We start from the raw sequence: 13,575 nt of genomic DNA on the forward strand, positions 1-13,575 counted from the left end.
AACTGGGCGCTTGGCTTGCTCGTCACATGCTGTATCGCACTACAAAGGCGTAGGAGTGTCGAGCATGACCGCACCTAGCAAGGTTTCCGGTGCACCCCGGAATGCCGGCCACCTTCGTGACCTGCTGAAGTCACGCAGGGCCGAGGCGCGCAAATTCGCTATCAGCGACGGCGCACCGGTCGAGGTCGTCGAATCCGGTCCCAGCGTCCAGGGGCGAGTAGCCACGCTGGCCTCACGCGTGACAATCCGGCCGATTCTGTCGGCCGGCAGCTACGCGCCCACGTTGCCCTGGCCGTGGGGTTTGATCGATTTTGCGGCCAAGGCGTTGCTGCCGGTAACGGCCACCGTGCGAAACACCGTGAAGTTGCCAAACGCGTCGGCGCAACTGGTCCGCGCTCCGGGCGTGCTGCCCGCGGACGGCACCCGGCGGGTGGTGCTCTACTTCCACGGCGGTGCATTCCTGACCTGCGGAGCAAACTCTCACGGCCGGGTGGTCGAATCGATCTCGAAGTTTGCTGACACGCCCGTCCTGGTGGTCAACTACCGGCTGTTGCCCAAGCATTCGATCGGGATGGCGGTGCAGGACTGTCACGACGCGTACCGCTGGCTTCGGCGGCGCGGCTACCAGCCGGATCAGATCGTTCTCGCCGGCGACTCCGCGGGCGGGTATCTCGCGCTGACGCTGGCGCAACGGCTGCAGGACGAAGGGGAGGAGCCCGCGGCGTTGGTGGCGATCTCGCCACTGCTGCAGCTGGCAAAGGAATACAAGCAAACGCATCCCAATATCAAAACCGACGCGATGTTCGGGGCGAAGGCATTCGACGCGCTCGTCGAATTGGTTGCTAGCGCGGCGGAGAAGAACATCGTCGACGGCAAGGCCGAGCAGATCTACGAACCCCTCGACCACATCAAGCCCGGACTTCCGCGCACGCTGATCCACGTGTCGGGATCCGAGGTGCTGCTGCACGACGCGCGGTTAGCGGCGAGCAGGCTTGCGGCCGTTGGGGTGCCGGCCGAGGTACGGGTCTGGCCCGGCCAGGTTCACGACTTCCAGCTGGCGGCGCCGCTGGTGCCCGAGGCCGTGCGTTCGCTGCGCCAAATCGGGGAGTACATCCGCGAAGCCACCGGCTAGTCGTTCGATGCTGCACGGCGGCCCGGACCCTATTGCACCGAGAGCGGGTGTGCGCGGCCAGAAATCGCCTGAGACGATAAGCGCATGCGAATTGCGCAGCACATCAGTGACATCATCGGCGGCACGCCACTGGTTCGCCTGAACTCCGTCATCCCCGCCGGTGCTGGCACGGTTGCGGCAAAGGTCGAATACCTCAACCCCGGCGGTAGTTCCAAGGACCGCATCGCGGTCAAGATGATCGACGCCGCGGAGTCCGCCGGTCTGCTCAAGCCGGGCGGCACGATCGTCGAACCGACCTCGGGCAATACCGGTGTCGGGCTGGCACTGGTGGCCCAGCACCGCGGCTACAAGTGCGTCTTCGTCTGCCCCGACAAGGTCAGCGAGGACAAGCGCAACGTGCTGATCGCGTACGGCGCGGAGGTCGTGGTGTGCCCGACGGCGGTGCCGCCGGAGCACCCGGACAGCTACTACAGCGTCTCCGACCGGCTGGTCCGCGAGATCGACGGCGCCTGGAAGCCCGACCAATACGCCAACCCGCAGGGCCCGGCCAGCCACTACGCGACCACCGGTCCCGAGGTCTGGGCAGACACCGACGGCAAGGTCACGCATTTCGTCGCCGGCATCGGTACCGGCGGGACGATCACCGGCGCGGGCCGCTACCTCAAGGAGGTGTCGAGCGGCCGACCGGAAGGACCGGTACGCATCATCGGCGCGGACCCCGAGGGGTCGGTGTATTCGGGCGGCACGGGCCGGCCCTATCTGGTGGAAGGCGTCGGCGAGGATTTCTGGCCCGCGGCGTATGACCCGACGGTGCCCGACCAGATCATCGCCGTATCCGACTCCGACTCGTTCGACATGACCAGGCGGCTGGCCCGGGAAGAAGCCATGCTGGTCGGCGGCTCGTGCGGGATGGCCGTGGTGGCCGCGGCGAAGGTGGCCGAGGAAGCCGGGCCCGACGCGCTCGTCGTCGTGCTGCTTCCGGACGGCGGCCGCGGCTACATGTCGAAGATCTTCAACGACGCGTGGATGTCGTCGTACGGCTTCCTGCGTACCCGCCTCGACGGCTCGACCGAACAGCCCACGGTCGGCGACGTGTTGCGCGGAAAGTCGGGTGCGCTGCCGGACTTGGTCCACACCCACCCGACCGAGACGGTGCGCGACGCCATCGGCATCCTGCGCGAATATGGCGTGTCCCAGATGCCGGTGGTCGGCGCCGAGCCCCCGGTGATGGCCGGTGAGGTCGCCGGCAGCGTCTCGGAGCGCGAACTGCTTTCGGCCGTGTTCGAGGGCCGCGCCAAATTGGCCGACGCCGTCTCCCAGCACATGAGCCCGCCGTTGCCGATCATCGGTGCCGGCGAGCTGGTCAGCGCCGCCGGAAAGGCGCTGCGCGACTGGGATGCGCTGATGGTCGTCGAGGAAGGCAAACCCGTCGGGGTCATCACCCGATACGACCTATTGGGCTTCCTGTCGGATGGGCCTCGTGTGCAGGCGGGGCGGCGTTAACGACGCGTGTCCGGAGCCTCCGCGAGAGGCGGCTTCTCAGGTACTGTAATGCGGCTAGTTCAGCTAACCCGCAGTGGAAGGTTGCACCATGACCGATCAGCCGCCGCCCTTTTCGCCGCCTGAACCACCCGGTGGCTATGAACCGGCCTCTGGCGGGTATGAACCCGCTCCCTCCGCTCAGGGTGGTTCCTACCCGCCGCCGCCCCCGCCGCCCGAGGGCGGTTACCCGCCACCCCCTCCGCCGTCTGGTGGTGGATACGCCCCGCCGCCGCCCGGACCGGCGGTCCGTGCGCTGCCGACGGACTCCTACACACCGTGGATCACCCGAGTGCTGGCGCTGCTGATCGACTACCTGCCGTACGCGATCGTGCAGGGCATCGGCACCGGGATCATGTACGCCACCCAGCAGTCGTCCTGCGTCACCGACATCACGCAGTACGACGTCAGCCAATACTGCGTGAGCCAGCCCTCGATGATCGGGCAGCTCGCGCAGTGGTTGGCGACGCTGGCCGGCTTGGCGTACTGGCTCTGGAACCGGGGCTACCGCCAGGGCACCACCGGCTCGAGCCTCGGCAAGACCGCGATGAAGATCAAGGTGGTCAGCGAGACCACCGGGGCGCCGATCGGCTTCGGGATGTCCGTCGTGCGCGACCTCGCCCACTTCGTCGACGCCGTGATCTGCTTCGTCGGATTCCTGTTTCCGCTGTGGGACGCCAAACGGCAGACCATCGCCGACAAGATCCTGACGACGGTGGTCCTGCCGGTCTGACGCGTCAGGCCGAGGCCATCGGCTGTTGGAGGCCGCGCATCGGCCAATTCATCGCGCTCGGCGTAAAGCCCGGCGCTCATTAGGCTGAATGGCGATGAGCGAAAACCGAAGCGGACACCACGCAATCAAGGGACTGGCCACCAAAGCCATCCACGCCGGCTACCGCCCGGATCCTGCGACCGGGGCAGTGAACGCCCCGATCTACGCCAGCAGCACGTTCGCCCAGGACGGCGTCGGCGGTCTGCGCGGCGGGTTCGAATATGCGCGCACCGGAAACCCGACCCGCGCCGCGCTGGAAGCCTCGCTGGCGGCCGTCGAAGGCGGCGCCTTCGGACGCGCGTTCAGCTCCGGCATGGCCGCCACCGACTGTGCCCTGCGCGCCATGCTGCGGCCCGGCGATCATCTGGTCATCCCAAATGACGCCTACGGTGGCACCTTCCGCCTGATCGACAAGGTCTTCACGCAGTGGAACGTCGGATACACGCCGGCGGCGCTGTCCGACCTGGACGCCGTGGCGGCCGCGATCACACCGCGGACCCGGCTGATCTGGGTGGAAACACCGACGAATCCGTTGCTGTCCATCGCCGATATCGCGGCCATCGCTGAAATCGGCACGCGGCATTCGGCAAAAGTGTTGGTGGACAGCACCTTTGCCTCGCCCGCGTTGCAGCAGGCGTTGACGCTGGGCGCCGACGTAGTGCTGCATTCGACGACCAAGTACATCGGTGGGCACTCCGATGTGGTGGGTGGCGCATTGGTCACCAACGACAAGGCGCTCGATGACGCCTTCGGCTTTCTGCAGAACGGGGCCGGCGCGGTGCCGGGCCCGTTCGACGCCTACCTGACGATGCGCGGCCTCAAGACGTTGGTGCTTCGGATGCAGCGGCACAGCGAAAACGCTTTGGCCGTAGCGGAATTCCTCGCCGGGCACCCGTCGGTGAACGCGGTGCTCTATCCAGGCCTGCCCACCCATCCCGGGCACGACGTCGCCGCGCGGCAGATGTCAGGCTTCGGCGGCATGGTGTCGGTGCGCATGCGCGGCGGCCGGGCGGCGGCCGAAAAGCTCTGTGCCGCAACCGAAGTTTTCATCTTGGCCGAATCACTGGGTGGGGTCGAGTCGCTGATCGAGCACCCGAGCGCGATGACGCACGCCTCAACGGCCGGTTCGCAATTGGAAGTTCCCGATGACCTGGTTCGGCTGTCGGTGGGTATCGAGGACGTCAGCGACCTGCTGGCCGACCTCGAACAAGCCCTCGGCTAGTTCGCAGCGGAACTAGTCGTGATACGGCTCGGCACTCACCAGCGTGACCTTGACGGTGTTGCCGTTGGGCACGGTGTAGGTGCGCGTCTCGCCGACCTTGGCGTCGATCAGGGCCTCACCCAAGGGTGACTTGGGTGAGTACACCTCGAGCTTGCCGTCCTTGACGCCCTCCTGGCGGGTGGCGATCAAGAAGGTCTCGGTGTCGGACTTGTCGCCGTCGTAGTAGACCTTGACCACCGAACCGGGCAGCGCGATGCCGGACTGCTTGGGCGCCTCGCCGACCTTGGCGTTGTTGAGCAGGTCCTGGAGCTGGCGAATGCGCGCCTCCTGCTGGCCCTGCTCCTCGCGTGCGGCGTGGTAGCCGCCGTTCTCCCGCAGGTCGCCTTCCTCGCGGCGGTCGTTGATTTCCGCGGCGATGACGGGACGATTCGCGATCAGCTGATCGAGCTCAGCCTTCAGCCGGTCATGTGATTCCTGGGTCAGCCAGGTCACCTGAGTGTCCGTCATCTTGTCGTGCTCCTCGTCGTATTTCTCCGCGTAACCGCGTGAGTTTCTAAACTCCGGTAAAGGGAGTGTCTGTGTCCCGCCCCTTGCCGCCGTGCCGTTGGGCTCACGGCCGCTAATGCAGCAATACACGGTCCCTGGAGGAACCGTGCATTCATCCATGTTACCACTGTGGAAACAGCCGATGACGTCATTTGAGCTTCACCTTTGTGAGCAGTCAGGCTGCGCGCAGGTAGCCGGGCACGTCGGTGCCGCATCCGTAAATGTCCGCCATCACCGGTGGTTGTGCGGATTTCACCGTCGTCGTGACTTGTACCGTGGCCTGCGCGGATGGCCCGACCAGGACCTCGCGTCGGCCCGTCTCGCTGCCGTCCTTTCCGCGGACCCGCACGATGCAGTCCACCGGCCGCGACGGATCAGATCGCGTCACGCTGATCGTGACTGACGCCGTTTCGTTGTCGACCACCTGGTAACCGGCCAGCGAACCCGAGACAGCGCTGGTTCCCAGCCGTTGGTAGCCGACGATCGCGATGCCGATGCCGGCCGCCAGAACCAGCACACCCAGCGCGATCGCCACCCGGCGTCGCGAGACCCGAGACAGGCGCGAGCGTCCGTAGCGGGCCTCGGGGCGCGGAATGGAAGTCTGGGTCATAACTGTTTCACGTGTGGGCTTATGTGCTGCCGGAGGACGACCGACAGCGTGCAACATGGCGAAACTGGAATTATAGGGTCCTTATAGGCTCGAGGGGAGACCAGCGGACCGACAAGGGGACACGTGAGCGAACTGCGGTTGATGGCGGTGCACGCCCACCCCGACGACGAATCCAGCAAGGGTGCGGCCACACTCGCCCGATATGCCGACGAGGGTCACCGCGTGCTGGTCGTGACGTTGACCGGTGGCGAGCGCGGCGAGATCCTCAACCCGGCGATGGACCTGCCCGACGTGCAAGAGCACATCTCCGAGATTCGCCGCGACGAGATGGCGAAGGCTGCCGAAATCCTCGGCGTCGAGCACACCTGGCTCGGCTTCGTCGATTCCGGTCTGCCCAAGGGTGATCCGCCGCCGCCGCTGCCCGACGGCTGCTTCGCGTTGGTGCCGTTGGAGGAGTCCGTCGAGGCGCTGGTGCGCGTCGTCCGCGAGTTCCGCCCGCACGTGATCACCACGTACGACGAGAACGGCGGCTACCCGCATCCGGATCACATTGCCTGCCATCAGGTTTCGGTCGGCGCCTACGAAGCGGCCGGCGATTATGCCCGTTTCCCGGACGCCGGCGAGCCCTGGGCGGTGTCCAAGCTGTATTACGTCCACGGCTTCCTGCGCCAGCGGATGCAGCTGCTGCACGACGAGGCGATCAAGCAGGGTCGCGAACCCCTGTTCCAGAAGTGGCTCGAGCACTGGAAACCCGAGCACGATCCGTTCGAGACCCGGGTGACCACACGGGTGGAGTGCTCGGAATATTTCAGCCAACGCGACGATGCGCTGCGCGCGCATGCCACCCAAATCGACCCGAAGGCAGACTTCTTCGCCGCCCCGATCGCCTGGCAGCAGCGACTGTGGCCGACTGAGGAATTCGAGTTGGCGCGCTCCCGCGTGCCCGTCCTTTTGCCCGAGGACGACCTGTTCACCGGAATCGAGAACCACGCGTGAGACACCTCTTGCTCACGGTGATCGCTGACGGGACACCGCAGCACACCGGGCCCGATTTCGGCAAGGCCAGTCCGATCGGGTTGCTGGTCGTCGTGCTGTTGTTGATCGCCACCTTGTTTCTGCTGCGTTCGATGAACAAGCAACTGAAGAAGGTGCCCGAGTCGTTCGACCCCAAGCATCCCGAGCCCGATCAGGCGGCGGACGAGGGCACCGACACCGTCGGGCCACCCCGTGACGAGGCCCCCGGGCGGGCGAACGGATCGGTGTCAGGACCCGGCGATGAGCCCGGCTGACTCGTCGTCCACCAACACGCTCGGGCTGGCCACCAGCCCCTATTTGCGTCAACACGCCGACAACCCGGTGCACTGGCAGCAATGGACTCCCGAGGCGATGGAAGACGCTGCCGAACGCGATGTGCCGATACTGCTTTCGATCGGCTACGCCGCGTGTCACTGGTGTCATGTGATGGCCCACGAATCGTTCGAGGACAACGAGGTCGCCGCGGCGATGAACGCGGACTTCGTCTGCGTCAAGGTCGACCGCGAGGAACGGCCGGACATCGATGCGGTCTACATGAACGCGACCGTCGCGCTCACCGGGCACGGCGGCTGGCCGATGACGTGTTTCCTGACCCCGGACGGGCGCCCCTTCTTCTGCGGCACCTACTACCCGAAAGACGGATTCCTGCAACTTCTCTCGGCCGTCACCGAAACCTGGCAGCAACGCCGCGGCGAGGTCGAGGAGGCATCCGACCACATCGCCGGCGAGTTGCGCAAGATGTCTGGGGCCCTCGTCGGGCTGCCGGACGGTGGACCGGACGTCGACCCGGCACTGTGTGATCACGCGGTCGCCGCGCTGCTGGCCGACCAGGACACCGCGCACGGCGGGTTCGGCGGCGCGCCGAAGTTCCCGCCGTCGGCGGTTCTCGAAGCGCTGCTGCGCAATTACGAGCGCACCGGATCGGCGGCAGCGCTGCAGGCCGTCGAACGCACCGGCAATGCGATGGCGCGCGGCGGCATCTACGACCAACTGGCCGGTGGATTTGCCCGCTACAGCGTCGACAACGCTTGGGTAGTACCGCATTTCGAGAAGATGCTGTACGACAACGCGCTGCTGTTGCGCGCCTACGCGCACTGGGCCCGGCGCAGCGGAGATCCGTTGTCCCGCCGGGTCACGGCGCAGACCGCGCAATTCATGCTCGACGAATTGGCCGACGGCGACATGTTCACCTCGTCGCTGGACGCCGACGCCGACGGCCGCGAGGGTTCGACGTACGTCTGGACGCCGCAGCAGTTGGCCGAGGTGCTTGGGCCCGACGACGGCCCTTGGGCCGCTGAGGTTTTCGCGGTCACCGAGTCCGGGACGTTCGAACACGGGACGTCGGTGCTGCAGTTGCCCGGCGATCCCGACGATCCGCAACGCGTCGAACGTGTGCGGGCCGCGCTGCTGGCCGCCCGGCACACCCGAACCCAGCCGGGACGCGACGACAAGGTGGTCACGTCGTGGAACGGGCTGGCGATCACCGCGCTGGCCGAGGCCAGCGTGGCGCTGGAAGAACCCGAGTTGGCCCGCGCGGCTCGGCGGTGCGCGACGGCGTTGCTGGACCTGCACGTGGTCGGCGGCCGGCTGCGGCGGGCCAGCCTCGGTGGGGTGGTCGGCGAGAGCGCCGCCATCCTGGAGGACCACGCGACGCTGGCCACCGGGCTGCTGGCGCTGTATCAGCTGACCGTCGAGGACGTTTGGCTGACGGCGGCGTGCGAGTTGCTCGACACCGCCCTCGCGCATTTCGCCGATCCGCAGCGACCCGGGCGCTGGTATGACACCGCCGACGATGCCGAGCAGCTGATGCTGCGGCCCGCCGACCCGCTGGACGGGGCGACCCCGTCGGGCGCGTCGACGATCACCGAGGCGCTGCTGACCGCGGCGCATCTGGTCGGCAGTGTCGACGCGCCGCGCTACCTGCGAGCGGCGACCGAGGCGTTGGCCGCCCATTCGGTACTGCTGGCCAAGGCCCCGCGGTCGGCCGGGCATTGGATCTCCGTGGCCGAAGCCGCGATCCGGGGCCCGCTGCAGATCGCGATCGCCTGCCACTCGCCGCGGTCGCCGCTGCTGACCGACGCCCGCCGGCTCGCACCCGGCGGGGCGATCGTGATGGGCGGAAAGATGGACTCGTCGGCGCTGCTGGTCGGCCGGGACCGGGTGCGGGGCGCCGACGCCGCCTACGTGTGCCGCGGCCGTCTCTGCGATCTGCCGGTGACTCGGACGACCGACCTCGCCGCCGCCCTGGGCGTACCCGCGCGCTAGCGCCGAATCAGAACACCACGAACCACATCGCGATGTAGTGGCAGATCGCCGCTACCGCGGTGCAGGCGTGGAAGAACTCGTGGTAGCCGAACGTCGACGGCCACGGGTCGGGCCAGCGCAACGCGTAAAGAATGCCACCGATGCTGTACAGCGCGCCGCCGACGAACAGCAGCACCATCGCGGCCACCCCGGCGTTGTGCAGGATCTCGCCCGTGTACCAAACGGCCACCCAGCCCAGCAGGATGTAGAGCGGCACTCCAACCCAGCGGGGCGCCGACGGCCACAGCATCTTCAGCAGGACCCCCGCCGCCGCGCCGCCCCACACGATCCACAGCACCACGTGCCCGTCGCGGGGGGACATGGCCAGCAGGGCGAACGGGGTGTAGCTGCCGGCGATGAAGACGAAGATCATCGAGTGGTCGGCCCGCTTCATCCACTTGCGGGCGGTCGCGGACTTCCAGTGCACGCGGTGATACGTGGCGCTGACGGTGAACATGATGATGGTGGCGAAGGTGTATAGCAGGGTCGCCAGGCCGGCGCGGGTGGAGCCCACCGCCCACGACACCGCGACCAGCGAGGCGCCCGCGAAGACGGCGGTGCCGGCCGAATAGACATGGATCCAGCCGCGGAACCGGGGCTTGGTCAGTACCCGGGCGACGCCGTCGACGAGGTGCTGCGCGGCGTGGGCCGCGAGTCCCTGCGATTCGGGCTCCGGCTGGGCGGCCGTGCTGGTCTCGGTGCTCATATCAGTCAACGTTAGCGTTCGCGGCAGGAGGATGATCTTCGACTTGCGCGGAGTTCGCCGGGAATCCACTCCGGAATTGGTTGCCGCTCACAGTAGGGTGGATCCTCGTGGAGATCATTCCGCCGCGGCTCAAAGAGCCGTTGTATCGGGTGTACGAGCTGCGGCTGAAGCAGGAGCTGGCCGGCTCGAAATCCGAGCTTCCGCGGCACATCGCCGTGCTGTGCGACGGCAACCGGCGATGGGCGCGCGACGCGGGATACGAGGACGTCAGCTTCGGCTACCGGATGGGCGCTGCCAAGATCGCCGAGATGCTGCGATGGTGCCAGGAAGCCGGCGTCGAGATGGCCACGGTCTATCTGCTGTCCACCGAGAACCTGCAACGCGATCCCGAAGAGCTGGCCGGGCTGATCGAGGTCATCACCGATGTCGTCGAGGAGATCTGCGCGCCGGCCAACCGGTGGAGCGTGCGCACGGTCGGCGACCTGGAACTGCTCGGTGACGAGCCGGCCCGCCGGTTGCGCGGCGCGGTCGAGTCCACGCCCAGCCTCGCGCCGTTTCACGTCAACGTCGCGGTCGGCTACGGCGGCCGGCAGGAGATCGTCGGCGCGGTGCGCGCGTTGTTGAGCAAGGAACTCGCCAACGGTGCCACCGCCGAGGAACTCGTCGAGGCGGTGACCGTCGACGCCATCTCCGAGAACCTCTACACGTCCGGGCAGCCCGACCCCGATCTGGTGATCCGCACCTCGGGCGAGCAGCGGCTGTCGGGATTTCTGCTCTGGCAGAGCGCCTATTCGGAGATGTGGTTCTGCGAAACGCACTGGCCGGCGTTTCGTCGCGTCGACTTCTTGCGTGCGCTGCGCGACTACAGCCTGCGCAATCGCCGGTACGGCAAGTAGCCCAAGGGTCTTAAGCCGCAGGTCGTCCGCATGCCACACTGGGTAGATGGCTGCGCTGTCGGCGGTGGTGTTCACGCTGAGCGCCTGGCTGGGCCTGTATCTGGCGGCCCGTGATCCGCGCAAACCCGTCCTGGTGTTGGCGGCGATCGGGCTTTGCGGATTCGCGCTCGTCGTGGGCCTGGACGCGGTGCGGACGGCCAGCCCCGCGTACGCGCCGCTGCTCAGCCGAGTCGAGATCTACCTGGCGATCGTTCCCGGCGTGGCCTGGTTCGCGGTGCTCGTCGAGCTGTCCCGACCCACCGACGGCTGGCGGGCGCGTACCCGCGAGCTGCTGCTGGTGGCCGGGGTCGCCGCGCTGACCCTGCTCGGGGCGATGCTGGCCGGCAGCGTCGACGGGCCGCTGCGGCCGGGGCACTGGCTGATGTTCGCGGTGATCTCGGTGTCGACTCTGGGCGCAATGGCCGTCGCGCTGCGCCGCCCGCGACGGCCGCGGCCGGCCGTGGGGCTCGCCATCACCGCGACCCTGTTCTTCGCGCTGGGCAACGCCATCCTGATCATTCCCCTGGGCCTGGTGCCCAGCTGGGTTGCGCTCGCGTCGACGAGCTGCGACGTCCTCGGGCTCGGGATCGCCGTCGCCCTGTGGGACGCGTTCGACGAGGGCCAGGCGTTGCGCGCCGACATGCTGCGCTCGTTCGCGGGTTCGGTGGCGGTGGCGGCGCTGTTCGGCGGCCAGGCGCTGATCGGGTTGGCGGTGACCCGCGACGACCCCGCCGCGCGGACCGCGCTGACCGTGCTGCTGTTCACCAGCGTGGCCGTCGCGATCACCGTGCAGGTGCTCGCGGATCCGCTGGCCGGGGTGCTCGACCGGCTGGCGTTCTCGAAATCGCCTGCGCTGCGGGCAGATCGGGCTGCGCTGCGGCATACCGGGGCGGCGCTGCCGCTGCGCCAGGAGCATCCGCTCGCGGACGTCGACGACGTCACGTTCGTCCGGCTCACCCGGCGCGCGCTGGGTCACTACGGCGACCTGAGCAAGCTGGTCGCGAGCCCGCTGACGGCGCTGCCGGTGATCGACGAGCGATTGGCCGCCCGCGGCGCCCCCGACCATCCGGTCGAGCGCGCCAACGAGCTCAAGGCCTTGCTCGCCGACGGCATTTCGCGGTTGAAGCCGCGTGACGGCGGCGATTTCGGGACCACCGAAGAGTGGCGGTACTACAACTCGCTGTACTTCCCGTATGTCGTCGGGGTGCGGGCCTATGCGCAGAACGCCACCGCCTCGGGCCTGGATCCGATCGCGCGACAGGCCTGGCAATGGTTCGTCACTGAGGTCCCGCAGCGTTCGCTGCATAACTGGCAAAACGCCGCGGCCCGGCTCATCGCCGTTGATCTTCGCGGGCGCGTCGCCGTCCCCAGCGAATAGCTCGACGCCGTCGTTTCCCCCTTATCTGTCCCGCCTGCTGCGTTTCTCGGATGACAACGCTGGTTGTAATGGCGACGCGTCCCATCTTCGGGTGGACTGGCAACGAATACGGGTAAGTGCGGCCGCCGGGCCGCCCATACCATTCCGAATCTACTAGGGGGACTTATGTTTTCGCCGACCCTTCCGCCCGCCCAATTCGCGCGGGCTCTTGAATTCGTCCGGCATCATGTCGGTCAGCTGCACCAGCGCATGGTGGTGCCGCAGGCCGCGATGCTGGAAATGATCACGAATGCGTGGGCCGCGCAGGCGATTACCGCTGCGGCCGATCTCGGCATCGCCGACGCGCTGGCCAAGGGACCGTTGAACGTCGACGAGTTGGCCGAAGCGGTCGATGCGGATGCCGACACCGTCAGTCGTCTGCTGCGGGCGTTGATCTCGCGCGGCATTTTCCGTCGTCGCCGCGACGGACGATACGACCTCACCCCGCTCGCGGACACGCTGCGCACCGACAGTGACGGGTCGTTGCGCGCATTCGCCCGCTTCGTGGGATCGCCTCAGGCACGGGAGCACTGGAGCCACATCACGGACTCGATTCGCACCGGCCGGGCCGTCGTCCCGGAACTGCGCGGCAAGCCCGCCTTCGAGTACATCGTCGGGGAGCCCGAACTCGATGCGATCTTCAACGACGCCATGACCGAGCTCACCAACCTCGAAATCCTGCCGGTCGTCACGAGCTACGACTTCAGTCGTTACGAGACGATCGTCGACGTTGCCGGTGGACACGGCCGGCTGCTGGCCGCGATCCTGCAGGCGACCCCGCAGGCGCGGGGCATTCTGTTCGACCAGCCGCACGTGGTTTCGGGCGCTCCGGCACTACTCGAGGAACACGGCGTGGCGGACCGGGTCAAGCTGGTCGAAGGTTCCTTCTTCGACGCGGTGGCCGACGGTGGCGACGCCTACCTGCTCAAACACATCATCCACGACTGGCCCGACGACGAGGCCGTACAGATTCTCAGCAACGTCCGCAAAGCCGCCGGGGCCGGAAAGCGTGTCTTGATCCTGGAATTCGTCATTCCGCGGCACGACCGTGAATTCCCGGGCAACTGGCTGGATTTGGAGATGCACATCGCGGCCGGCGCCCGCGAGCGCACCGCCGACCAATATGGCCGGCTGCTGAGCCGCGCCGGTTTCCGGCTGACGCGGGTGGTCGAGACGGCCGCACCGCTGAGCATCGTCGAAGCAGTCGCCGTCTAAATCCACATTCGCCGCCGAATACGGGAATACCTGGCGGTAATCCCTGGTCATTTCTTCCGTGGCAGGAGTTGGCAGTGCCACGCGTCGATATGGCAGTGCTCCGGCGGGACGCTCAAACCAGTTCGACAGAAACCGCCATCGC

Annotated in this window: 13 protein-coding genes; 10 read left to right on the forward strand and 3 right to left on the reverse strand. The window is 67.4% G+C overall.

The genetic code is table 11. The annotated features are described in order from the left end of the window. The first annotated feature begins 64 nt into the window (after positions 1-64). From SKC41_RS13435 to SKC41_RS13450, 4 genes are all read left to right on the forward strand, one after another. On the forward strand, positions 65-1,132 hold the full coding sequence (locus tag SKC41_RS13435) for an alpha/beta hydrolase (protein WP_330978028.1): 1,068 nt from the start codon (positions 65-67) through the stop codon (positions 1,130-1,132). Positions 1,133-1,216: 84 nt separating this feature from the next. Next, positions 1,217-2,635 (forward strand): cystathionine beta-synthase, encoded by a 1,419-nt coding sequence (locus tag SKC41_RS13440; RefSeq protein ID WP_330978029.1) that lies wholly within the window; start codon positions 1,217-1,219, stop codon positions 2,633-2,635. Positions 2,636-2,723: 88 nt separating this feature from the next. Next, on the forward strand, positions 2,724-3,404 hold the full coding sequence (locus SKC41_RS13445) for an RDD family protein (RefSeq protein ID WP_330978030.1): 681 nt from the start codon (positions 2,724-2,726) through the stop codon (positions 3,402-3,404). A 94-nt stretch (positions 3,405-3,498) separates the two neighbouring features. Further along, on the forward strand, positions 3,499-4,665 hold the full coding sequence (locus tag SKC41_RS13450; protein WP_330978031.1) for a cystathionine gamma-synthase: 1,167 nt from the start codon (positions 3,499-3,501) through the stop codon (positions 4,663-4,665). Positions 4,666-4,677: 12 nt separating this feature from the next. On the opposite strand, the gene greA is transcribed toward SKC41_RS13450, so the two are convergent. Next, a complete protein-coding gene (gene greA, locus SKC41_RS13455; RefSeq protein ID WP_330978032.1) occupies positions 4,678-5,172 on the reverse strand; it encodes a transcription elongation factor GreA in 495 nt (164 codons plus the stop codon). A gap of 214 nt (positions 5,173-5,386) precedes the next feature. After that, positions 5,387-5,821 (reverse strand): DUF4307 domain-containing protein, encoded by a 435-nt coding sequence (locus SKC41_RS13460; RefSeq protein WP_330978033.1) that lies wholly within the window; start codon positions 5,819-5,821, stop codon positions 5,387-5,389. A gap of 123 nt (positions 5,822-5,944) precedes the next feature. Here SKC41_RS13460 and mca point away from each other — a divergent pair, with 123 nt between their 5' ends. From mca to SKC41_RS13475, 3 genes are read left to right on the forward strand one after another with little or no spacing between them, the layout of a single operon-like run. Beyond that, the gene (gene mca / locus SKC41_RS13465) at positions 5,945-6,817 is read left to right on the forward strand and encodes a mycothiol conjugate amidase Mca (RefSeq protein WP_330978034.1); all 873 of its coding nucleotides are present in this window, start codon (positions 5,945-5,947) and stop codon (positions 6,815-6,817) included. Then, positions 6,814-7,110 carry a hypothetical protein gene (locus tag SKC41_RS13470; RefSeq protein WP_330978035.1) on the forward strand — a complete coding sequence of 99 codons (297 nt, stop codon included), beginning with the start codon at positions 6,814-6,816 and terminating at the stop codon, positions 7,108-7,110. The genes mca and SKC41_RS13470 overlap by 4 nt, the downstream gene beginning before the upstream one ends. Next, complete coding sequence (locus SKC41_RS13475) at positions 7,097-9,121, forward strand: thioredoxin domain-containing protein (protein ID WP_330978036.1); 2,025 nt, start codon at positions 7,097-7,099, stop codon at positions 9,119-9,121. The genes SKC41_RS13470 and SKC41_RS13475 overlap by 14 nt, the downstream gene beginning before the upstream one ends. Positions 9,122-9,128: 7 nt before the next feature. Here the strand turns inward: SKC41_RS13475 and trhA are convergent, their stop codons facing one another. Further along, complete coding sequence (gene trhA, locus SKC41_RS13480; RefSeq protein ID WP_330978037.1) at positions 9,129-9,866, reverse strand: PAQR family membrane homeostasis protein TrhA; 738 nt, start codon at positions 9,864-9,866, stop codon at positions 9,129-9,131. 107 nt (positions 9,867-9,973) lie between these two features. Between trhA and SKC41_RS13485 the strand changes: the two genes are divergently transcribed. From SKC41_RS13485 to SKC41_RS13495, 3 genes are all read left to right on the forward strand, one after another. Then, positions 9,974-10,762 carry a (2Z,6E)-farnesyl diphosphate synthase gene (locus SKC41_RS13485; RefSeq protein ID WP_090605751.1) on the forward strand — a complete coding sequence of 263 codons (789 nt, stop codon included), beginning with the start codon at positions 9,974-9,976 and terminating at the stop codon, positions 10,760-10,762. A gap of 46 nt (positions 10,763-10,808) precedes the next feature. After that, entirely contained in the window at positions 10,809-12,179 is a 1,371-nt protein-coding gene (locus SKC41_RS13490) for a hypothetical protein (protein WP_330978038.1), read from the forward strand. Positions 12,180-12,344: 165 nt separating this feature from the next. Continuing rightward, entirely contained in the window at positions 12,345-13,433 is a 1,089-nt protein-coding gene (locus SKC41_RS13495) for a methyltransferase (protein WP_330978039.1), read from the forward strand. The last annotated feature ends 142 nt before the right edge of the window (positions 13,434-13,575 follow it).

The sequence above is a fragment of the Mycobacterium sp. 050128 genome (assembly GCF_036409155.1).
Taxonomy (GTDB): Bacteria; Actinomycetota; Actinomycetes; order Mycobacteriales; family Mycobacteriaceae; genus Mycobacterium.

Excerpts from the sequence above, each read along its gene's own strand:
- SKC41_RS13450 (WP_330978031.1), top strand. The coding sequence starts at position 3,499 with ATGAGCGAAAACCGAAGCGGACACCACGCAATCAAGGGACTGGCCACC.
- SKC41_RS13475 (WP_330978036.1), top strand. The coding sequence starts at position 7,097 with ATGAGCCCGGCTGACTCGTCGTCCACCAACACGCTCGGGCTGGCCACC.
- SKC41_RS13435 (WP_330978028.1), top strand. The coding sequence starts at position 65 with ATGACCGCACCTAGCAAGGTTTCCGGTGCACCCCGGAATGCCGGCCAC.
- SKC41_RS13490 (WP_330978038.1), top strand. The coding sequence starts at position 10,809 with ATGGCTGCGCTGTCGGCGGTGGTGTTCACGCTGAGCGCCTGGCTGGGC.
- SKC41_RS13440 (WP_330978029.1), top strand. The coding sequence starts at position 1,217 with ATGCGAATTGCGCAGCACATCAGTGACATCATCGGCGGCACGCCACTG.
- greA (WP_330978032.1), bottom strand. The coding sequence starts at position 5,172 with ATGACGGACACTCAGGTGACCTGGCTGACCCAGGAATCACATGACCGG.
- SKC41_RS13495 (WP_330978039.1), top strand. The coding sequence starts at position 12,345 with ATGTTTTCGCCGACCCTTCCGCCCGCCCAATTCGCGCGGGCTCTTGAA.
- trhA (WP_330978037.1), bottom strand. The coding sequence starts at position 9,866 with ATGAGCACCGAGACCAGCACGGCCGCCCAGCCGGAGCCCGAATCGCAG.
- SKC41_RS13460 (WP_330978033.1), bottom strand. The coding sequence starts at position 5,821 with ATGACCCAGACTTCCATTCCGCGCCCCGAGGCCCGCTACGGACGCTCG.
- SKC41_RS13445 (WP_330978030.1), top strand. The coding sequence starts at position 2,724 with ATGACCGATCAGCCGCCGCCCTTTTCGCCGCCTGAACCACCCGGTGGC.